The 22289-nt window shown below is 35.8% G+C and carries 18 protein-coding genes and 1 riboswitch; of the genes, 9 read left to right on the top strand and 9 right to left on the bottom strand.

The window, feature by feature from the left end; genetic code table 11:
- The first annotated feature begins 160 nt into the window (after positions 1-160).
- The 3 genes from wecB to FS935_RS17015 all read left to right on the top strand — a co-directional run bounded on the left by wecB (position 161) and on the right by FS935_RS17015 (position 4678).
- A complete protein-coding gene (wecB, locus tag FS935_RS17025; RefSeq protein ID WP_146949869.1) occupies positions 161-1246 on the top strand; it encodes a non-hydrolyzing UDP-N-acetylglucosamine 2-epimerase in 1086 nt (361 codons plus the stop codon).
- Between the two features lie 273 nt (positions 1247-1519).
- Entirely contained in the window at positions 1520-3424 is a 1905-nt protein-coding gene (locus FS935_RS17020; RefSeq protein WP_158638633.1) for a DUF2334 domain-containing protein, read from the top strand.
- A gap of 18 nt (positions 3425-3442) precedes the next feature.
- Positions 3443-4678, top strand: coding sequence for a glycosyltransferase family 2 protein (locus tag FS935_RS17015; RefSeq protein WP_146949841.1), 1236 nt, complete (start codon positions 3443-3445; stop codon positions 4676-4678).
- A gap of 229 nt (positions 4679-4907) precedes the next feature.
- On the opposite strand, the gene FS935_RS17010 is transcribed toward FS935_RS17015, so the two are convergent.
- Positions 4908-6260, bottom strand: a complete 1353-nt coding sequence (locus FS935_RS17010) for a TrkH family potassium uptake protein (RefSeq protein ID WP_146949840.1) — start codon at positions 6258-6260, stop codon at positions 4908-4910.
- 222 nt (positions 6261-6482) lie between these two features.
- Between FS935_RS17010 and FS935_RS17005 the strand changes: the two genes are divergently transcribed.
- Complete coding sequence (locus tag FS935_RS17005) at positions 6483-7463, top strand: Gfo/Idh/MocA family protein (RefSeq protein WP_146949839.1); 981 nt, start codon at positions 6483-6485, stop codon at positions 7461-7463.
- Between the two features lie 89 nt (positions 7464-7552).
- Here FS935_RS17005 and FS935_RS17000 read toward each other — a convergent pair whose 3' ends face one another.
- The 5 genes from FS935_RS17000 to solA form a co-directional block, all read right to left on the bottom strand.
- Positions 7553-8377: an ABC transporter ATP-binding protein gene (locus tag FS935_RS17000; RefSeq protein ID WP_146949838.1), complete on the bottom strand. Its 825-nt coding sequence runs from the start codon at positions 8375-8377 to the stop codon at positions 7553-7555.
- Complete coding sequence (locus FS935_RS16995) at positions 8377-9408, bottom strand: FecCD family ABC transporter permease (RefSeq protein ID WP_146949837.1); 1032 nt, start codon at positions 9406-9408, stop codon at positions 8377-8379. Before FS935_RS16995 ends, FS935_RS17000 begins: the two co-directional genes overlap by 1 nt.
- Positions 9405-10439: a FecCD family ABC transporter permease gene (locus FS935_RS16990; RefSeq protein WP_193559375.1), complete on the bottom strand. Its 1035-nt coding sequence runs from the start codon at positions 10437-10439 to the stop codon at positions 9405-9407. The genes FS935_RS16995 and FS935_RS16990 overlap by 4 nt, the downstream gene beginning before the upstream one ends.
- A gap of 1 nt (position 10440) precedes the next feature.
- Entirely contained in the window at positions 10441-11502 is a 1062-nt protein-coding gene (locus FS935_RS16985) for an iron-siderophore ABC transporter substrate-binding protein (protein ID WP_146949836.1), read from the bottom strand.
- Between the two features lie 353 nt (positions 11503-11855).
- Positions 11856-12998, bottom strand: a complete 1143-nt coding sequence (gene solA, locus FS935_RS16980; RefSeq protein WP_146949835.1) for an N-methyl-L-tryptophan oxidase — start codon at positions 12996-12998, stop codon at positions 11856-11858.
- A gap of 266 nt (positions 12999-13264) precedes the next feature.
- Positions 13265-13368, top strand: a riboswitch (SAM riboswitch).
- Between the two features lie 223 nt (positions 13369-13591).
- On the opposite strand from solA, the gene FS935_RS16975 reads away from it, so the two are divergent.
- From FS935_RS16975 to purT, 5 genes are all read left to right on the top strand, one after another.
- Positions 13592-14407: a transporter substrate-binding domain-containing protein gene (locus tag FS935_RS16975; RefSeq protein ID WP_146949834.1), complete on the top strand. Its 816-nt coding sequence runs from the start codon at positions 13592-13594 to the stop codon at positions 14405-14407.
- Positions 14408-14428: 21 nt separating this feature from the next.
- Positions 14429-15151 (top strand): amino acid ABC transporter permease, encoded by a 723-nt coding sequence (locus tag FS935_RS16970; RefSeq protein ID WP_146949833.1) that lies wholly within the window; start codon positions 14429-14431, stop codon positions 15149-15151.
- Entirely contained in the window at positions 15148-15885 is a 738-nt protein-coding gene (locus FS935_RS16965) for an amino acid ABC transporter ATP-binding protein (protein ID WP_146949832.1), read from the top strand. Before FS935_RS16970 ends, FS935_RS16965 begins: the two co-directional genes overlap by 4 nt.
- Positions 15886-16201: 316 nt before the next feature.
- Complete coding sequence (gene mmuM, locus FS935_RS16960; RefSeq protein WP_146949831.1) at positions 16202-17137, top strand: homocysteine S-methyltransferase; 936 nt, start codon at positions 16202-16204, stop codon at positions 17135-17137.
- Between the two features lie 405 nt (positions 17138-17542).
- Positions 17543-18724 (top strand): formate-dependent phosphoribosylglycinamide formyltransferase, encoded by a 1182-nt coding sequence (gene purT, locus FS935_RS16955; protein WP_146949830.1) that lies wholly within the window; start codon positions 17543-17545, stop codon positions 18722-18724.
- A gap of 450 nt (positions 18725-19174) precedes the next feature.
- On the opposite strand, the gene FS935_RS16950 is transcribed toward purT, so the two are convergent.
- The 3 genes from FS935_RS16950 to ahpC form a co-directional block, all read right to left on the bottom strand.
- A complete protein-coding gene (locus tag FS935_RS16950; RefSeq protein WP_146949829.1) occupies positions 19175-19366 on the bottom strand; it encodes a hypothetical protein in 192 nt (63 codons plus the stop codon).
- Positions 19367-19615: 249 nt separating this feature from the next.
- Positions 19616-21145, bottom strand: a complete 1530-nt coding sequence (gene ahpF, locus FS935_RS16945) for an alkyl hydroperoxide reductase subunit F (protein ID WP_146949828.1) — start codon at positions 21143-21145, stop codon at positions 19616-19618.
- A gap of 11 nt (positions 21146-21156) precedes the next feature.
- Positions 21157-21720, bottom strand: a complete 564-nt coding sequence (gene ahpC, locus FS935_RS16940; RefSeq protein ID WP_146949827.1) for an alkyl hydroperoxide reductase subunit C — start codon at positions 21718-21720, stop codon at positions 21157-21159.
- Positions 21721-22289 lie beyond the last annotated feature (569 nt).

Below are 22289 nucleotides of genomic sequence, written 5' to 3'. Positions count from 1 at the left end.
TCTCTTTATTTACGTACTCTCTAACTTTTCACCACCGTTTTGTAAAAAGATTGTGTGAATTAATTGTTGAATACGGTCAAAGTCCTAGTAATGAAAGTAGTAGATAATATAAACGACGTTTAGTTGAGGAATCGAGGCAGATGAGAAATTGATCAAGGTAATGACGATATTTGGAACAAGGCCTGAAGCTATAAAGATGGCACCATTAGTGAAAGAATTGGAAAAGACACCAAATATCCAGTCAATTGTTACGGTGACGGGACAGCATCGGGATATGTTGGATCATGTGTTAAAGGTATTTGAAATCGTTCCGGACTATGATTTAAATATCATGAAGGTAAATCAGTCACTAGCTGATATTACAACAGCTGTTATTCAGGGACTAGATAGTGTTATAAAGGAAATTAAGCCAGATCTAGTATTGCTTCATGGTGATACAACTACTACTTTAGCAGGGGGGCTTGCTGCCTTTTATAACAAAGTTAAAATTGGACATGTAGAGGCAGGCCTCCGAACGAACGATAAATATTCTCCTTTTCCTGAAGAAATGAACAGGCAGTTAACTGGGGTACTAGCGGATCTCCACTTTGCACCAACTGAGCAAGCAAAGCAAAATCTATTGAATGAAGGTAAAGATGAGAAATCTATCTTTGTCACGGGTAATACAGCTATAGATGCATTAAAAACAACAATTCAGCAGGATTACTATCATGAAATTATTGAAAAATTAAATAATGATAAGATCATACTTTTAACTGTGCATAGACGTGAAAATATTGGTGAGCCTATGAGAAATATATTTATGGCAGTAAAAAGAATTATTAAGGAATATAAAAACATTCAAGTTGTTTATCCTGTTCATTTGAATCCTAAGGTAAGAGAGATAGCAGATGAAATGCTACAAGGAAATAATCGGATTCATTTAATTGAACCATTAGATGTAATTGATTTCCATAATATTGCAGCGCGTTCTCATATTATCCTGACAGATTCAGGGGGAATTCAGGAGGAGGCACCTTCTTTGGGAAAACCTGTTTTTGTGCTGAGGAATATGACAGAAAGACCAGAAGGAGTAAACGCTGGTACGTTGAAGCTTGTAGGAACGCAGGAAGAATATATTTATAGGTATACCAAAGAGTTATTAGATGATGATTCTAGGTATAATAAAATGACCAATATACGAAACCCATATGGTGACGGAGATGCATCTAAGCGGATTGTAGAAGTGATCTTGAAGCAAATATAGTTCCTTAATATTGTGTGAATTATGAGTAAAATGTGAATTAAAAGCCATAACTCTTTGAATAGGAGCTATGGCTTTTTTCGTATTTCTAAGGAAATCTGAAAATAATGAACGAACTACGTTGGATAGAGGATTCATATAAAAAAAATCTTATAGTCATTATTAATAAGTTAATGATATAATTTCGATTATATATTTTTCGGAAATATTTGAAATTAAGCTAGATACGATACTAGGGGTACATAACAAATAATGAAAATTAGGAGATTGAAATGCTTGAAAAAAAGAAACAGGAAACTAATTTTTTTCATTGTGATGTTTCTTTTTCTGCTAACATCACTCTCAATATATATAACTACTTTTACGGGAGAAAACATATATCCCAACTCTAATAAACGGCATGCCATGCTCAGGCTCGAAGACGTGGGACCTGGTGGAGAATATAATAGTTTAGAAGCTTTAGGGAAGTTAAAAGCAGTTATACAATATATTGAGTCAGAAAATATCGCCTTTCATATAGCTGTTATTCCAAGAAGGATGGACCTTGGCGAGGAAGGAACTTGGAATGAAAGAGGAATTGATGATCCAGATCCAGATAGTGTTAGTAGGTCATTTATCAAACTGCTAAAAGAAGTGCAACAGCAGGGTGGTATTTTAGGCATGCATGGATATAGCCATCAGTATGGTGACTCAGCGATGGAAGGGAACAATCAGAATTCAGGAACTGGTTCTGAATTTAAGGTGAATGGAGCTCCCGAAACAAAAGCAGTATCCTATGCAGCCGAGCGGATAACAAACAGCCTCGAAGCATTTGCAAAAAATGACTTACAGCCGGCCTTTTGGGAGTCGCCTCACTACCAAGATACACGTGACCAGGAAAAGGTATTTCGTTCTTTTATTGGGATCCTGTATCAGCCAGACTATTATTCATTACGCTCTTTTAAAGATATAAATGCTCATGACACAATAAATAGCTATGGTCAGGAAAGTTTGGGATCATTCTATGTGCCTGCACCTTTGGGTTACATCAGTGATCAGAAATCTGTTGATAAAATGCTATCAAAGATAGAAAGAAGTGATGATTTAGCTTCATTATACTACCACCCATTTATGGAATTTCCTTATTTGGAGAAAGAAGTATTAGCAGATGGAAAGACCAAAATTGAGGATGGATTACCGGTTTACAAATATAAGGAAAACGGTGAAAGTTCATATCTTCGCCAATTAGTAGAAGGCTTTAAGCAAGAAGGATATCAATGGATGACATTGCATGATATTATCCCGTTTACTCCAGCCCATCGTGTCAAAATACCGCTTGATGTAAAGGCCGAGCAAATCATGATAGGGAATGTAAAGGGTCATGGAAATGCTGATATTGTTGTAAGAGAGAAACATCGTATCGTAGTAATACCAGGAACTTATACACTTCCACGCAATCGTCCTCAGAAGGCAACTGAGATATGGCTAAAGGAATCATTTTCTTCTGAAGAACAAGTCATGCTTACTGATCTCAATAACGATGGAAAACAAGATTTACTGGCGTATAACCAAAAGAATGGGGATATACGGGCTAGCTGGGCTGGGGATGAAATGTTTCTTAATCCTACAAGGCTTGGTAAATTACCGTCGAATCTAAATTCCTTAAAACCTTTTCAATCGCAAAAAGGGAATGGATTAATAGCTTATGGTGATGGGCAAATTATTTACATTTATTATAGTGATAATCACTTAGATATAGAGAGGATAAATAGTTCCTTTCCAATAAACAATGGTCTCTATTTAGGTAAGTCTCAAGGCTCCACCCAAGGTGAATTTCTTTACGTATCATCTGATAACCAGGAGGTTTTTAGCCTACAGAAATTAGGTAAACGTTTAACAACACCTCAAAAGATTAAAGGAGTTTCGTTAAATGATGAGGATCAGCTACTTGCGGGAGATTGGAATGGAGATGGAACGACTGATTTAATGATATATACAGCGGAAACAGGAGTTTGGAGAGGATATGTGAACGGAGGTAGTAATCAATATGATCCATTGAAAAACTCTTTTGGTCCATGGGCACAGGGAGAGGGCAGAATTGGGTTTGCTGCTGATTTTGATGGGAATGGAAAGACAGATGTTGCATCTTTTGATGAAGTTAAGAATGTTTTGGATATTGCACTATCATATCAAACACCGTAAGTGTGAAAGGAAGAAATCATGCAACACTTTTTCATTGTAATTTCAAATATCTTTCAGGTTGTTATTTTTTCAGTGAGCTTTTACCAGATTATTATTAGTTTGGCTGGTTTTAAGAGAAATAAAAAGGTTATAAAAGATCATCAACCACAAAAGTCTTTTGCCATACTCGTTGCAGCACATAATGAAGAAAAGGTCATTGCCCCTCTACTAGAGAATCTCGCTAAGTTGCATTACCCAAAGGAGTTATATGAGGTTTTTGTTATCTGTGATAACTGTACAGACAGTACTGTGCAGATTGCAAATATGCATAATGTTCACGTGATGGAGAGGATAGACCCACTCCGAAGGGGGAAGGGTTTTGCTATGGAATGGATGCTAGAAAAGCTATGGCAGGGAAAACGTGAGTTTGATGCGATTGTTGTCTTTGATGCAGACAATCTCGTTAGTAAAAATTACTTAAGTGAAATGAATAATAAGCTAATGGACGGCCATCAAGTAATTCAAGGCTATATAGAAACTAAAAATCCATATGATTCATGGGTTTCCCTTTCTTATGCCATCACATACTGGTATATAAATCGGATGTGGCAGCAGGCAAGACATAACTGGGGGATGGCCAGTACGTTAGCAGGCACAGGAATGTGTTTTGATTCAAGATTACTCAAGGAGATAGGCTGGAACGCAACTTCACTTACAGAAGATGTAGAATTTACAGCACGGTGCCTTGGTAATGATATCTATCCTACTTGGGCAAATAATGCAATTGTCTATGATGAAAAGCCTGTTACACTTATAAGTTCTGTAAGACAAAGGCTACGCTGGATGCGCGGACACACTGATTGTGCCCGAAGATATATGAAGCCCCTTTTTATGAAATCTATTCAAAATCGAAGTTTTACACAATTTGATGCAGTCATGTATTTATTTCAGCCCATCAGGTTTCTATTTGTAGCTGCTGTATGGGTAATGTCCTATTTACAACTAGCTACTCCATTATATAGCCAATTCGAACTGCTGAAAGTTGTTCCAGATTGGGGATGGATTGCGTTGAATGTTGCATTGTTTCTACAGTTTCCAATCGTCATGATGATGGAGCGAAGACCTTTAAAGGCATACCTAGGACTGGTGCTATTCCCAGTATTCCAATTCACTTGGTTTCCGATCACTCTTTTTGGCTTGTTTACAAGTAATAACAAAAATTGGAACCATACGATCCATAGTCGATCAATTCGAATTGAAGATATAAATGGATAAATAATATATGTTTAGTTAAAAGGGAGATTAACGTTAGTCAACCTCCCCTTTAGTGTCTATCTATTGTGGGATCTTATTTTCTGCTCCAATTCAGAGTAGATGGGATTAACTGATGGATTTGTATCTTTAATTTCCATAATGGTTCCTGAATATTCTTTTGTAATTTGCCATTGTTTATCCCCAGGTTGTATTCACTACTAAGTTAGTTATATAGTTCATCTGAAAAGTCTCAGCCAATTAAAACCATTTCCTCCTCATTTGACTTATCTTCTTTAGTTTTAAGTCCACCTTTTTGTGATAAAGCATAAGCTAATGTTAATGGACCTAATCGGCCTATGAACATAGTGATTGTAATAATGATTTTCCCCCATGCAGAAAGATCTGGTGTTAATCCCATTGATAATCCTACGGTTCCAAAAGCGGAAGTAGCTTCAAATAAAATGACGAAGAAACTTGTATTGTTCGAGTGTTCAGTCAATGTTAATAACAAAGTAACAGCAACTATAACACCAAGAGATAGTACGATAACTGTTATAGCCCTATTAATGATTTTAATAGATACCTTTCTCTCGAAAACCTCTATAGATTTTCTCCGTCTAATACGGGACCATAGAAATATAATCAGGATAAAAAATGTATTAGTTTTTATCCCTCCACCCGTACCACCCGTGGAAGCACCAATAAACATGAAAAGGATAATAAGCAATAGGGAAGGGATCATCATATCTCCTATGTTGATTGTATTAAAACCAGCGGTACGTGTTGTAGCACTTTGAAAAAATGCTGCCCATAAACGATCAACAGTCGGTAATGCTTCTAAGGTCAATACATTAACTGATTCTATTGCTAAAATAACGATAAAACCAACAATAATTAAGATAGAAGACATCGAAATTACAAGCTTTGAATGTAAAGTTAAGGCTGTCCACTTACGATTATTATAAATGTCTAAAAGTACTGTAAAGCCTAGTCCAGTCATGATAAATAAAGTTGATATGATTATATTTACTACGGGATCACCAACATATTTGCTTAGGCTATCTGACCATAAAACAAATCCTGCATTATTGTAGGCCGAAATAGAATGAAAGAATGCATGATAAAAAGCATTCCAAAATTCCATATCGTTGTTCCACCTAATTGTCAGTATTATAGTTGCTAGACCTTCAAGCAAAATAGTAAGAATAAATATACTAACAGTAAGTTTTTTTAGGCTTTGGGATGGCAAGGCTTTTGTTGATACTCTTAATAGCTTTCGTTTTCTTTCCCCAATTTTCTCACCTAATAATAGTGCAATAAAAGCTCCAAAAGTCATAAAGCCCAATCCACCAATTTGTATAAGCAGCATAATAATCAGTTGTCCTACTAAAGAAAAACCGCTTCCTGTGTTCACGACAACTAGCCCTGTTACACAAACGGCTGATGTTGATGTAAAAAGAGCATTAATCATTCCTATGCTTTTTCCTGTTGATGAGGATATTGGGAGAGCTAATAGTATCGTTCCTATAAAAATAAGAATTAAAAATCCAATAATTATGAATTGACTCGGTTTTAACGTTTTATTTCTATAGTATTTATACATAATTGCTACCTCATAACTACGGTCTTTATTAGTTTTAATAACCTATCAGGGTAGATTTAAACCTTTTTATGCAAGATGTAGGTGTAAGTATTCCAAATAGCAAATTCAGAAATAACTAGGAGCCCTATATGAAATAAATCTTTTACAAAGCTTCGAATTTAAATGGTACAGTAAATAATAGGAAGAAAGATTAGTGAAATAAGAGGAGGGAGAAAGTTGTCCATGAATTTAGAAAAAGTTCGTTGGGGTATTATTGGCTGTGGAGATGTGACAGAGGTGAAGAGTGGGCCAGCTTTTCAGAAGGTTAAAAATTCAGAGTTAGTTGCTGTTATGCGAAGAACAGGTGAGCTAGCAAAAGACTATGCAAAAAGACATAATGTTCCCAAATGGTATGATGATGCTGACGCACTAATTAATGATCCTGATGTAGATGCTATTTATATTGCAACACCACCAGGCTCACATAAGGAATATACATTAAAAGCTGCAGAAGCAGGAAAGCCTGTATATATAGAAAAGCCTATGGCACTTAATTGGGCTGAATGTAATGAAATGATTGCTGCTTGTAAAAAAGCGCGTGTTCCTTTATTTGTTGCTTATTATCGTAGGGCACAGCCGAGATTTGTTAAAATAAAAGAACTCTTGGAAAATAAAATGATTGGGGATATTCGTTTCGTATCAACAACACAGTATCAAAAAGCTAAGGAAGATATGAAGAATTCAAAAAATCCCCCTTGGAGAGTTCAACCTGAATTATCCGGTGGAGGTTTGTTTTTTGATTTAGCCAGTCATACTCTGGATATATTGGAATTTTTGCTAGGACCTATCAAGGAGACAAAAGGATTTTCATCAAATCAAGCAGGTTTTTATCAAGCGGAAGATATTGTTACAGGTACTTATCGATTTCAATCTGGAATCCATGGTGTAGGTAATTGGTGCTTTTCTGCTTTTGAAGATGAGGATGTGAATAAGATTGTCGGCAGTAAGGGGAGTATTACCTTTTCTACATTTGGGGATGACTCAATTGTTTTGAAGACTGCCAATGGACAAGAACAATGGAAATTTGAACGCCCTCAGCATGTCCATCAGCACCTAGTTGAAACTATTGTTGCTGATTTAACAGGAGATACCAATTTGTGCCCAAGCACTGGAGAAACTGGTGCGAGAACGAACTGGATTATGGAAGAAATGGTTAAGGATTAAGGATGAACATTTAGAGACCTTCACAGCAAAAAGGTTGCAGACGATCCCAACTAGGGAGATCGTCTGCAACCTTTTGCTAAGCCTGGGAGCTAGCCTTTAATAAGGGTGAGCTCTCTATTCACATGATATCGTCCTATAGGGATGACTGAAGGAGATCCAGAAACAGGGTCTTCTATTACAGTGCAATGAAGTCCAAAAATGTCCTCAATTAATGTACTTGTAATAACCTTTGATGGCTCACCCTCTGCAACAAGTCTTCCTTTTTGAAGAGCAAAGATATAGTCTGCATAACGAGCAGATAAATTGATATCATGAAGTACCATAACAATGGTTGTTCCATATTTTCGGTTAAGATCTGTCAGCAGATCAAGAATTTCAATTTGATAAGTGATATCTAAATAGGTTGTTGGTTCATCAAGAAATAATATGTCTGTTTGTTGTGCAAGTGCCATTGCAATCCAGACACGCTGTCTTTGACCACCTGAAAGCTCATCAATGCTACGATCAGCAAATTCAGTGATGTTCATCATTTCCATAGCGTCACTAACTGCTTCATAATCCATTTTTGTCCAACCCTTTAGAAATGTTTGGTGTGGAAATCTGCCTCGTCCAACTAAATCTGCAACCGTTATTCCTTCAGGTACAATTGGTGATTGAGGTAGGAGACCCAATACACGAGCTAATTGCTTTGGAGGTATTTTATTAATTGGTTTTCCACCAAGAGTTACTTGCCCAGAGGTAGGTTTAATGAGTCTAGCCATTGTTTTAAGGAGTGTAGATTTACCACAACCGTTGGCCCCAATTATAATGCTTATTTTGTTGCTAGGAATCGTTATACTTACATCGTGTAAAATGGTTTTATTATCGTATCCAGCAGTGATTCCTTCCGTTTGAAAAGCTTGTGTCGGTTTCATTATAAATCTCCCTTTCGATTCATTCGAATTAGCAAGTAAATCAAATATGGAGCTCCAAGTATGCCTGTGATTACACCTACAGGATATCTAGCCACGAATGCGAATTGTCCGATTAGATCTGATGCTAAAACTAAAATGATGCCAATAAGACCTGCGGGAATAATGCTTGAAAATCCTACTCCAACTAATCTTTTTGCGATAGGTCCAGAAAGGAACGCGACAAAAGCGATAGGTCCTGTTGTAGCCGTTGCTAACGCAATAATAAGGACCGAACTGATAACAAGTATAAATCGTGTTTTGTCAGTATCGACTCCAAGTGAAGTTGCTGCTTGCTCTCCAAGCTCTAGCATATCTAAGTTCTTCCCAAGAACTACGATGATAGGTGTGAAGATAAGGACGGTAATTATTAAAGGATAAAGATTCTCCATTTTAGCACCATTTAGACTACCACTCAACCATCTCATTGCAGTAGGAACATCATTTTGCTGACCAATAAGTAATAGATACGAAATGACAGCGTTTAGCATTGCTTGAATGCCAATTCCTATTAAAATTAATCGACCAATTGAAAAAGAAGCACCTCTTGATAATAGAAAAATAATAATAACTGTTGCAAGTCCACCAATAATAGAAGCAATTGAAACAACGGTTGTGCTTGCTTGAAGAACGATGATACAAAACACAGCAGCTGCACTTGAACCAGCTGTGATACCGATAACATTTGGATTTGCTAAAGGATTACGAAGCATTGTTTGAAATACATGTCCAGCAACACCAAAAGCAAATCCAGCAAAAACACCTGCAACCATTCTTGGAAAACGAATTGTTTCGACGGCAAATGATGCACCTTTTATTTTCTCACCGAGTAAAACACTTATAACATCGGAAAAAGGATAAATTGTGTTTCCTAGCATTAGCATTGTGCAGCAAAGTGCTAGGGAAATGATTGCAAGTAAGAAAGTGACAAGGAAAAAACGACGTTGTCTTTTTATTCTACCTACCATAATAAAATTCATAGATTCATTCATCATAAGGCACGCATTTTCGCTTTCATAGTTATTAAGATTAAAATAGGAGCTCCAATAAATGCTGTTACTACACCAACTTCAAGCTCGCCAGGACTTCCAAGAATTCTTCCAAACACATCTGATATTGTTAAGATAATAGCACCTAATAGCGCTGACATTGGGATAATGTACCGAATATCAGGGCCAATAAGGAGTCGAATAACATGTGTTGCTAATAATCCGATAAATCCAATAGGACCTGCTAGTGCTGTTGCTACACCACATAATAGTACACCTGCAAATGCAGCTATAAGTCTAAGTGTTCCTGTACGTACTCCTAGTCCTGTTGCAACTTCATCACCTAATGCAATTGCATTTAGTGAGGGAGCGGAGAAAAGGGCTATTAGTATTCCAACAATAAGAAAAGGAATAAAGATTGAGACAGAGTTCCAATTACCTGATCCAACACTGCCTACCTGCCAATATCTAAATTGATCCATAACGTTTGAGCGAGGAATCATAATTGCCATCACGAGAGATGATAAAGCAGCGCTTGTAGCAGCACCCGCTAAAACGAGTTTAAGGGGCGTGGCACCGCCACTCCCCATCGAACCAATTCCGAATACAAAAATGGCAGTTATGATTGCTCCTGCTAATGCAAACCAAATGTATTGACTAGCGGAACCAATATTAAAGAAGGAAATTCCACAAACGACGAATAGTGCTGCCCCTGTGTTAACTCCGAGTATGCTAGGATCTGCAATAGGGTTGCGAGTGACTGACTGCATGAGAGCCCCAGAAACTCCTAATGCTGCACCACACATGATACTAAATACAGTTCTAGCCATTCTTTGGCGAACAACATTTGCTCCGTGGGTCTGTACCTCAGGATGGAATAAACCATCCATTAGTTCCTTCCATCCAACTATACGAGATCCAAAAGCAAGAGAAGCCAATACACATATACCAAGTATGACAATAGAAAGTATAAGTACTTTTATGAAATTTTTCGGTATATGCAACTGCTTATTTTCTGAAACGGAAGTATTACTCATTTTATTTAACTTTGCTTACAGCTTCTGAGAGTAAAGTTAAGTATTCATCAATTGAGTATTCAATTGAAAGTGGACTTGGAGTTCCTGATGCTGCAAGTGGTGTGTTATCTCCAATAATTACGACAGAACCTCTTTCAATTGCTGGGATTTTTCCAAGGATTGGATCAGCTTGTAAAGCTGCAAGTGTATTTTCATCACCATATGATACTAAAATTTCAGCATCATTAAGCATATCTGCATTTTCAGCACTTACTTCTATAAAGAAAGCATTAGGGTCTGTAATTTGACTTGTAACACTTTCAGGATATTCCATACCTAACTCACTAAGGAATGCACCACGTGGATCTCCAGGTGTGTAGACATAGAATTTAGATAAATCAGCAGCAGTAATACTTACGAAAGTAGCTTTTTTACCTTTAAGTTCAGGATATTCACTTGCTTTGTCAGCAATTAATTTCTCTGTATCAGCAATAAGTTGTTTCCCTTCTTCTTCAAGTCCCATACCCATTGAGTTGTATGTAACTTGTTCACGCCATGAAGCTACCCAAGGGCTAGTTTGATAAGCAACAACTGGAGCGATTTCACTTAATGTATCATATTCTTCTTGAGTAATACCAGAATATGCTGCAAGAATAACATCTGGATTAGAATCAGCAATTGCTTCAAAATCTAAACCGTCTGTATCTTGATAGATATTTGGGCTATCTTCACCAAGTTCTTTTAATTTCTCAGCAGTCCAAGGTAGCATGCCGCTATCATCTTGAACACCATAGTTTGCAGCAGAGAAACCTACAGGTACAACGCCAAGAGCAAGGGCAACGTCATGGTTTGACCATGCAATAGTAGCAACGTTTTCAGGTTTTTCTTCAATTGTTGTTTCACCAAATGCATGCTTAATCACAATCGGATATTCAGTTGTTGCTTCTTCGTTTTCAGCTTTTTCCGTTTCTTCAGTAGATGATGGCTCAGATTTTGCATTTGATTGTTGATCTGAATTTGAACAACCAACTAATGCAATCATGAGCATAGCCATTAGTAATGATGCTAATAATTTTGCGTTCATTTTATATATCATTCCTTTATATGAGTTTAGTTGATAATAATTATCACTATCAATACTGTATATGCTCTTTCATGAGTTGTCAATACAATAGTTAATACAATTAAGGAGGATAATTAGAAGAAAAGCCAATTAAGTTATTGATATATGGGAGGATTTTTACTATTAAGTTAGTATATGGAATAATATGTTTTTATATCAAACATAATATTGAACCTTACCATAATTAGAAGTAATCAGAGAGTATAAGAGTTAATTAGTAAAATAGAATAAAGGAGATTAGCAAAAAATGCTAGTCTCCTAAAATATGACAAAAAGCATATCCAAGATTATACAATAGAAAAATATTCATTTAATCAGAAACCAAATCTCTTGAGTGAGAATAAAGAAATATCAATATGACTTTCTCCTTTTATTGCGAGTTGACTCAAGACTTCGCCCATTACACTTCCAAATTTAAAGCCATGCCCAGAAAATCCACAAGCAATTATGACATGATTATTTTCTGGGTGATGATCAATGATAAAATCATTGTCCTTTGAAATTGTATATAAGCATGTTTTCCCTTTTGTTAGGGTTCCGTTAGCTTCTGGTAGGTAATTTTTAAGAAAGTAACGTAGCTCTTTTTCATCTGCATCATTTTGTCCAAAGTTCTGTGTATGTTGGTTTGGGTCAATTTCTTGTCCACCATCTGATCTTCCAATTTTAAGACCTGTACCATCTATATTAGGAAATCCATAGCACGTATGCTCTTTATCCTCCAAATAAAAGGATGGAAAATGACCAGCATCATATAGGTCTGCAGGTGTTTCAAACCAACCGAAGGCTTTTCGGGTTGGCTTAATGGGAAGGTTAAGATCTGGTAACAGTTTAGCTGCCCATGCACCTACAGTGACAATTACCTTTCTAGCCCAAAACACATTGTTTTTAGTGATGATTTTTACAGCATCTGTATTTGCCATGTTAATTTGCTGAACAGGTGTATTCATAACAAGTTCTGCTCCATTCTTTATGGCAATTTCTTTATATGCCTTAATCGCATTCTCGCTATAAATGAAACCAGATTCTGATTCAAAGCATCCGATAAAATGCTCTGGTACAGAGAAACCAGGCCATCTTGCATGGATCTCATCACTATTTAGCAGCTGTAAGGGCAAGTGATATTTCTTGGCAGCATTCATTGTTTCCTTAAGAAAGGCTGAGTCTCTTGGTCCCAGTCCAAGTACACCAGTTTTTTTGAAGATTTTGTAGCCTGTTTGCTTTTCTAATTCCTCCCATAATTGTTGTGCACGTTTTACTAATGTTACATACTGTCGGCCTTCTCCATAAGCATGTCGAATCATCCGGGTATCTCCATGATGACTTCCCTTATGATGTGGAGGATCAAAAGAATCAATTAAAAGGGTCTTTACTTGTTTCTCTGCTAAAAAGGCACCAGCTGACATCCCCATAGTACCGGCACCAATGATTGCTACGTCAAAAAAGGATTCTTTATTCAATGTGTCTTACTCCAATCTGTTTATAAAATTAAAGGCTAAGTAATATTCGCTTCTAGTGAACTGAAGTTAAGTAGTAATTTTTATAGATGAAACGCTGTTTTTCACTGAAAATTAGTTCGATTAGGAGCAAACTTTCAGAAGAGATTTCTATAAAACATAATTCGGCTGTTTGAAATGAAAAAACGAGGGGACGAATGGGATTTGAGAAAACAATTGACAATATTCATAATTTTAAATAATATCATACTATACTAAAAAAATTAAATATCTTATCACGAGAGACTGAGGGACAGGCCCGATGACGTCCAGCAACCATCATTTTATGAAAGGTGCTAATTCCTGCAGAGTGTTTCATTCTGAGAGATAAGGTTTAGATAAAAACCTCTTACTCATTGGAAGAGGTTTTTTTGTATACTTTTACAAATAACTTCAAATTTTAGGTAAAAATTTAAGTTGTTATTATAGTAAAGGTCATTCGTTATAGTTATGCACAGTAATCCTATAGTTAGTAAGAATTAATCATAGTTATCAATGTGATTTTAAATCTCTTATTAATTGATAAATACAATTTTATTAAACGAAGGAGTAAAAAAATGAAAAGAAAATCTCATTTACTTGTATCAATGATTGCATTATTAGGCTTGGCTGGAATTGTGAATGGTTGTTCTTCCAAAGAAGCAGCAAATGGAACAGAGGAAAAAGTCATTTTAGTAGGAACACAAAATGATTATCCTCCGTTTGCTTTTGCAGATGAGAAAAATGAACTCACAGGATATGATATTGAAGTTGTGAAAGAAATTGATAAAAAATTAGATGGATACACATTTGAGTTTGTTGCAACTCCTTGGGATAGTATGTTTCTAGCACTAGAATCAAATAAAATTCATGCGATTGCAGATCAGGTAGCAAAAACACCAGAACGTCAAAAGAAGTACTTATTCACTGATGAGTCATACTTTGCTGCAGAAACAGTGATTGTAGTCAAAGAGGGTCGAACAGATATTGCTACTTTAGAAGATTTAGAGGGCAAGAAAGTTGGAGCTTTAGCTGGTGATTCATATACATTATTGCTAGAAGAACATAATAAGAAAGCTGATAAAGATATCATTTTAAAATATAGTGAAAGTGGTAATCCTTCTGAAATATTACAAGATGTACAAAATGGTCGTGTTGATGCTTACGTAAATGATCCTATTATGATTTCTTCAGTTATGGAAAAGTTTGATTTAGATCTAGAGGTTGTAGGACAGCCACTAGTTAACGATGACATGGGAATAGTATTTAAAAACGAGAAACAGGGTGAGGAATTAAAGGCAATCATTGATCCAATTCTGAATCAACTTAAAGAAGACGGTACATTAGCAAAGCTTTCAAAAAAATGGACGGGTGGAGAATATATCCCTGACTAAGATGAAAGAAGGGAATATGATATGGAGAATTTATTAGATATTGGGTTTTTAATCGAAAGCTTTCCTGTGATAGTTGCAAGATTACCTATTACTATTGGTATTGCCGTAGGGTCATTGATTATCAGTTTATTTATTGGTCTAACTACAGCACTCATAAAAATATATCGAGTACCAGTATTAAAGACAATATCTTCTTGCTATGTATCTTTTATTAGGGGGACACCCTTGTTAGTACAGATATATCTGGTATTCTATGGAATACCAAAGGTTATTTACTATTTTCAAACAGAGTACGGATGGCTTCAAAATGTAGATGTAAACATTATTCCTCCGGAAATATACGCACTATTAGCCTTCTCTATTAATTTAGGTGCCTATTTATCTGAAACCATTAGATCGGCAATTGAATCTGTTGATCGAGGCCAATTTGAAGCAGCTAAAGCTATAGGGATGAGTCCAACCCAAATGATGCTCAAAATCATTTTTCCACAGGCATTAGCAGTAGCGATACCAAATCTAGGAAACATGTTTATTAGTACGATTAAGGACACGTCACTTGTATTTATCATAGGAGTTATTGATATTATGGGACAAGCAAAAATTCTCGGTTCACGTGGTTTAGCTTTTTTTGAAGTCTATATAGCTGTTTCTATTGTTTATTGGATTGTCTGCATTGTTGTCGAGCGATTACTTGTTATAGTTGAGAAGCGTGCCCGGAGATATGAAAGAGGGTTTGTTTCATGATTAAAGTTGAGAATATCCATAAATATTTTGATCAACAGCATGTATTAAAAGGGATTAATCTTTCTGTCAAAAAAGGTGAGGTTGTTTCTATATTAGGACCAAGTGGTTCAGGAAAATCAACTTTACTACGCTGTATAAATTTTTTGGAAAGTCCTACTAGTGGAATCGTAGAGATTAACGGAAAAAAAGTAAATAGTGAATCAGCAAGTAAGAAAGATATTCTTGATGTAAGAACACTAACAGGGATGGTCTTTCAGCAATATAATTTATTTAAAAACTTAACTGTGCTTCAAAATGTCATGATTGGATTAACAAGTGTTAAGCGTATAAATCCAGTTGAAGCAAAAAAGAAAAGTATAGAAATTCTTGAGAAGGTTGGCTTGCAAAATAGATTGAATCATTATCCAGTTCAGCTTTCTGGAGGTCAACAACAAAGGGTTGGAATTGCTCGAGCACTGGCACTAAACCCAGAAGTACTATTATTTGACGAACCAACTTCCTCTCTTGATCCAGAGTTAGTGGATGAAGTCTTAACAGTTATCAAAGATGTAGCAAATGAAGGAAACACAATGTTGATTGTTACACATGAACTTAATTTTGCACGTGAGATTTCTGACCGCATTATTTTTATGGAAGATGGACTTATCCTTGAAGAAGGATCTGCTGAGCAAATTTTTAGCAATCCGAGCGTTGAAAGAACAAAGAAATTTTTAAGTAAAGTATTAAGGAAGTAGAGAATTTCCCTTAATACTTTACTATAGGATGATTTCATCAAGTGTAACAACACGAAGAAACAGCTCTCTATAAAGTTGAGTGAAATCTTTTCTGCAATTAGCAACAATCCTCCAGAAAAGAATCTTACTAAAAGGCTCTTTTCTTAAAGATTGTTGCTAATAGCCCTAACTATCTGTTAAAAACTGTGTGTTTAACGCTAAAAGGTATTTAAAGGAGAAAAGATGCCACTAGACTGCATAAAGTGAGGTTTCCTTTAGGTTATTAAAAGCAACGAAGTTTACGAAAACAGCCTATTAAAAAGAGGGAGTGAGATAAATGAATCCGATAGACCAGATTTTAAACAACTTCCAGATTATGATTCTTGATGGAGCTATGGCTACAGAGCTTGAGAATCATGGATGTAATTTAAATGATCGTTTATGGTCAGCAAAAGTATTAATGGAAAATCCAGAATTAATAAAGCAGGTTCACACAGATTATTTCAGAGCAGGTGCAGATTGCGCCATAACAGCTAGTTATCAGGCCTCTCTTGAAGGCTATAAGGAAAGAGGTTTAACTGAGAAAGAAGCAATCGAGTTAATTAAGAAATCTGTTGAAATAGCAACTAGGGCACGTGATGAATTTTGGAGTGATAGTAATAATCAGTTTAATCGACCAAAGCCATTAGTGGCTGCTTCTATCGGACCATATGGAGCCTTTCTTGCAGATGGCTCTGAATATAAAGGCGATTATTTATTAAATGAAGATGAATTAGTAGTTTTTCATAGAGAACGAATAAGATTATTAATAGAAGCTGGTGCCGATATCTTAGCCTGTGAAACAATACCGTGTCTTTTAGAAGCTAAAGCAATCACAAAAGTATTAAAGGAATTTCACGGGGTTTATGCTTGGATAAGTTTTAGTGCAAAAGATGAACGTCACATTAGCAATGGAGAAACAATTGCAAGCTGTGCAAAATGGTTAGATGGTGAAGAACAAATCGCTGCAATTGGCATAAATTGTTCATCTCCAAAATTTATTACTTCTTTGATAAATGAAATAAAGGTTCAAACAACAAAACCGATTATTGTGTATCCTAATTCTGGTGAAGAATATGATGCAGGAAGTAAGACGTGGAATGCCATGTCTTCTTCAGAACATTTTACAACAAGTACTAAAGATTGGTTTAAAGCAGGTGCAAAGATTATCGGAGGTTGTTGTAGGACGACACCTAATGACATTGAGGCTCTTACCGCCTGGGCACGTAAATGATTAAAATTAGGTATAATTGGTAATTGGTTATAAAAGTAGGTTTATCCTACATTTATTTTATAGCTGTCAACATACATAATGTTACTAAAAACAGCTTGGGTCCCTACTTTAACCCAAGCTGTTTTCTTTTTATCAACTACGACAGCTTAAATTAACTTTCATGTTTAAATCTTCTGCTAAGTTAGCCATATCTTGAATTTGATGAGAGATGGTTACCCATAGCTTAAAAGTATCTTAAAAATCTGTAAGGATTGAAAAATGGTCAGTTAAGTGAAAAAAGGCTATTTATTGAACAATTAATATATTTTTTGTGATTTTGTTCGGGAAAATAACAAAAATATATTGAAATAACCCCTTTATTAACGATATTATAAGCGTAAATACAAACATTCGGGAGGTCTTGAAATGTACGGAGCACCAAATTATACACACGCTAAAAAGCTATTATTATTAGGATCAGGAGAATTAGGTAAAGAGGTGATTATTGAAGCGCAGAGGCTGGGAGTAGAAACGATAGCAGTCGACCGTTATGAAGGTGCACCTGCTATGCAGGTTGCACATCGTTTTCATGTTGTTGATATGTTGGACGGTCAACAGCTTCGTGCAGTAATTGAACAGGAGAAACCAGATTATATTGTTCCAGAAATTGAGGCAATAGCAACAGCAACGCTTGTAGAATTGGAAAAAGAGGGCTATAACGTCATCCCAACAGCATATGCTGCACAACTAACAATGGATCGTGAAGGTATTCGCCGTTTAGCAAGTGAAAAATTGGGACTACCAACAGCTAAATACGAATTTGCTAACTCTTTAGATGAATTAAAGAAAGCTGTAAGTATAATTGGCACACCTTGTGTGATTAAACCACTTATGAGCTCTTCTGGAAAAGGTCAAACAGTATGCCGTACAGAAGATGATATAGAAAACTCTTGGCAGGAAGCACTAAACAGTGGAAGAGGTAAAAGTACAAGAGTCATAGTTGAAGAATTTATTAAATTCGATTCAGAAATCACCTTACTAACAGTACGCTCTGTATCAGGAACGGTTTTTTGTCCACCAATAGGTCATGTGCAACAAGATGGAGATTATATTGAATCATGGCAGCCACATGTAATGAGTGAGGATCTAATTAAAGAAGCAGAAGAAATTTCAAGAAAAGTTACTGACGAGCTTGGAGGGTACGGTCTATTCGGTGTAGAACTATTCATCACTTCTAACGGTATTTATTTTAGTGAAGTATCACCAAGACCACATGATACAGGTATGGTGACTTTAGCTACTCAGGATCTATCAGAATTTGCTCTTCATGTACGAGCAATATTAGGACTACCTGTTTCAGAAGTTCACATCACATCTCCAGGTGCAAGTCGCGCTATTAAGGCAACAAAGGAAAGTAAAACATATCAAATTTCTGGCATGGACCAAGCATTAGCTGTAGAAGATACCCAAATAAGAATATTCGGAAAGCCAGATACTAAAATTGGCCGCCGCATGGCAGTTATTCTTAGCAAAGGAAAAGACGTAGAAATTGCCCGTCAACGTGCTGAAGAAGCAGCAGGAAAGATTGTTATTTCTACTGAGGAATAAAACAAAATATTTTCTTTAACATCAGAATTTGCTGTATGTTTGTTAAATTAGATCTATTAAATAAGTATTTAGCTAATGATAAGGCAATAATATTAGATGATGGTTCAATTATTCTTTTGTCTAATTGTTCGGGTTTTATTTGTCTTCAAACGATTCTTTGTTTTTTGCATACTAAATCTAAGCACTAGTGGAATGGAGCGGAAGACAATCGACTCCTACGGGAATAGAGGAAAGGCTGAGACCCCACAGGCGCTTGTGCCGAGGAGGCTCAGCTTCCTCCCCGTGGAAAGCGAGTGTCTGCAGCGAAATGGAACGGAACTTATTTATTTCAACTTAACTGAAGTTAAATTTATTCGTCTTTTTGTATAACATCTTTAATTATGTCCCAGCCTCATCATCTTGATTGAAGTTTTTTTATAGATTGAGTAGGATTTTCCATAATTAAAATATTTAATCTCCAGCGATATGAACTGATGATACTTTTGAGCTCGAGATTTTAGAGATAAATTTTTGGTAGTCATTTTGGTTATGATTTGGTATGTTGCTTTGATATTGTTTTAAGTCCAAAATTAACTGACTTAACTTGTTGCCTGAAAAAGTTTCATTTGTTAAATAATAATCACTTAATTTTCTAAGCTCCAAGTAACTTCTCCATAGCATACTTTGAGAAAAAATTACATTATGCAGACTCTCGGAGAGCTCAAAAATCTCAACTCTCTGTCCACTATGGTTATATATAACAACATCAAAACCCATAAATTCACACCTTCTCAGTCTTCACTTACTCAATCTTATTACACTGTTTAAAATCTAAAGGCTGAAGCTATTAGCAATATTAACAAAAAAGTCGCTACACTATCATTTCGATAGCATAGCGACTTTTTTAGATCATCAATTTCGAATAAGATAATCAAACGCACCTAATGCTGCATTTGCTCCAGATCCCATTGAAATAATAATTTGGTTATATGGATTATCTGTACAGTCACCTGCTGCAAATAGTCCAGGAATTGTTGTTCCATTGTGTTTGTCTACAATGATTTCACCAATACGGTTACGTTCTACGATTCCTTCTAACCAATCTGTGTTAGGTACAAGACCAATTTGCACAAACACACCTTGTAATTCGATATGTTTTACTTCTTCTGTATCACGATCAATGTAAGAGATTCCGTTTACAGTATCTGTACCGGTGATTTCTTTTGTTTGAACATTCTTTAAGACTGTGACGTTTGGAAGGCTATATAGACGTTTTTGCAAGACATCATCAGCTTTTAACTCAGGATTAAATTCAAGTACTGTTACATGTTTGACAATACCTGCAAGGTCAATAGCTGCCTCGATACCTGAATTACCTCCACCAATAACAGCTACATCTTTACCTTCGAACAATGGTCCATCACAATGTGGGCAGTATGCAACACCTTTGTTTTTGAATTCTTGTTCACCAGGAACGCCAACATTTCTCCAACGAGCACCTGTTGAAACAATAACAGACTTACTCTTTAAAATAGCGCCATTTTCAAGCTCAAGCTCAAAAAGATCTTTCTTTTCGATTCCTTTTGCTCGCTGTAAATTCATCACATCGATATTGTATTCTTTCACATGTTCTTCAAGACTTGCAACAAGCTTAGGTCCTTCAGTTTGCTTTATGCTAATGAAGTTCTCAATGCTCATTGTGTCTAGAACTTGACCACCAAAGCGTTCTGCAACAATTCCAGTACGAATACCTTTACGAGCTGCATAGATTGCTGCACTTGATCCAGCAGGACCGCCTCCAACTACAAGAACATCATATGGATCTTTATCAGATAGCTCAGATGCATCTACACCACTGCCTACTTTTGCTAAGATTTCATCTAATGTCATACGGCCACTACCAAACGGTTCTGCATTTAAGTAAACAGTCGGAACAGCCATAATATTCTTGCTTTCTACTTCATCCTTGAATGCTGCTCCATCAATCATTGTGTGTGTAATGTTCGGGTTTAGTACGCTCATTACATTTAATGCTTGTACAACATCAGGACAGTTATGACAAGTTAAGCTAACATATGATTCAAAGTGATATTCACCTTTTATCTTTTTAATTTGCTCGATAACCTTTTGATCAACCTTTGGAGCTCTTCCACTTACCTGTAGTAATGCTAATACTAATGAAGTGAATTCATGACCTAAAGGAATACCTGCGAATGTAACACCAGTGTCTTCACCAATACGATTCACGCTGAAGCTAGGAGTTCTCGTTAATTCAGCTTTTTCGAATGTGATTTTAGAAGACATAGAAGCTAGCTCTTCAACAAGAGCAAGCATGTCCTTTGATGTTTCATCTGAACCAACACTAACTTTAAGAACAATATCGCTTTCTAATAAATCAAGATATTGATTAAGCTGTGCTTTAATATCTGCTTCAAGTACCATTATTTCACTCCTTAAATCTTCCCTACAAGATCAAGGCTTGGTTTTAAAGTTTCTGAACCTTCTTGCCATTTAGCTGGGCAAACTTCACCTGGGTTGTTACGAACATATTGTGCAGCTTTAATTTTGTTTACAAGAACACTTGCATCACGGCCAATTCCACCTGCATTAATTTCAACAGTTTGAATGATTCCGTCTGGATCGATAATAAATGTTCCGCGATCAGCAAGACCTTCTTCTTCGTTTAAAACTTCGAAGTTACGAGAAATCGTTTGTGATGGATCACCAATCATAGCATATGTAATTTTTCCAATTGTTGCTGAGCTATCATGCCAGCCTTTATGTGTGAAATGAGTATCAGTTGAAACAGAATACACTTCAACTCCTAATTCTTTTAAAGAAGCATATTCGTTTTGAAGATCTTCAAGTTCAGTTGGGCATACGAATGTGAAATCTGCAGGGTAGAAACAGAATACACTCCATTGTCCTTTTAGGCTTTCATTTGTAACATCGATAAACTCACCATTTTTATAAGCTTTTGCGTTAAAAGGTTTTACTTCAGATCCGATTAAAGACATAATTTATTTCCTCCTAGTATGTTTTTGGAATGCAAATAGTTAGCTTATGCCATATAAGCTAATCTAAAAAACAAATAATGAAAATTAACCTTAATTTTTATTATTTGATGATAATAACTTTAATTACATATTAATTATTGTATAAATTCCATTCTATGTCAAGGATAACAGCTAGTTTATATAGTATGGTTCTCTGGTGAGAAAGTTATCCTTTTGAAGAAGTAAAAAGTACGTCTTTTTAACGGTTCTTGTTAATAAAATTATCAATTACTATCAATAATCTCAATTACCAGCTGATATTAGTTTGCCCTTGAAATACTTAAATGAAACATAGATTATGAATAAAGTATTAACTAATATGTAAACGTTTATTTTTTTTACTTAAAAAGATTTAACAGCTCCTGATTACTTAGAATAAATAGAGTCTGGGATATATATACCCTGTACATTTTGGAATATGTAGCGATGCCTCACTTTTCTTCAGCTTATATCAAACCTTTAGGATTTGTAGAGTAAGGATAAATCGGCATGTGAAACCATTTCTTAATCTGAAATTCAAAATTGATTTC

It is taken from the genome of Metabacillus litoralis (assembly GCF_007994985.1).
GTDB lineage: Bacteria > Bacillota > Bacilli > Bacillales > Bacillaceae > Metabacillus > Metabacillus litoralis.
This window is presented reverse-complemented; position numbering and strand designations above follow the sequence as displayed.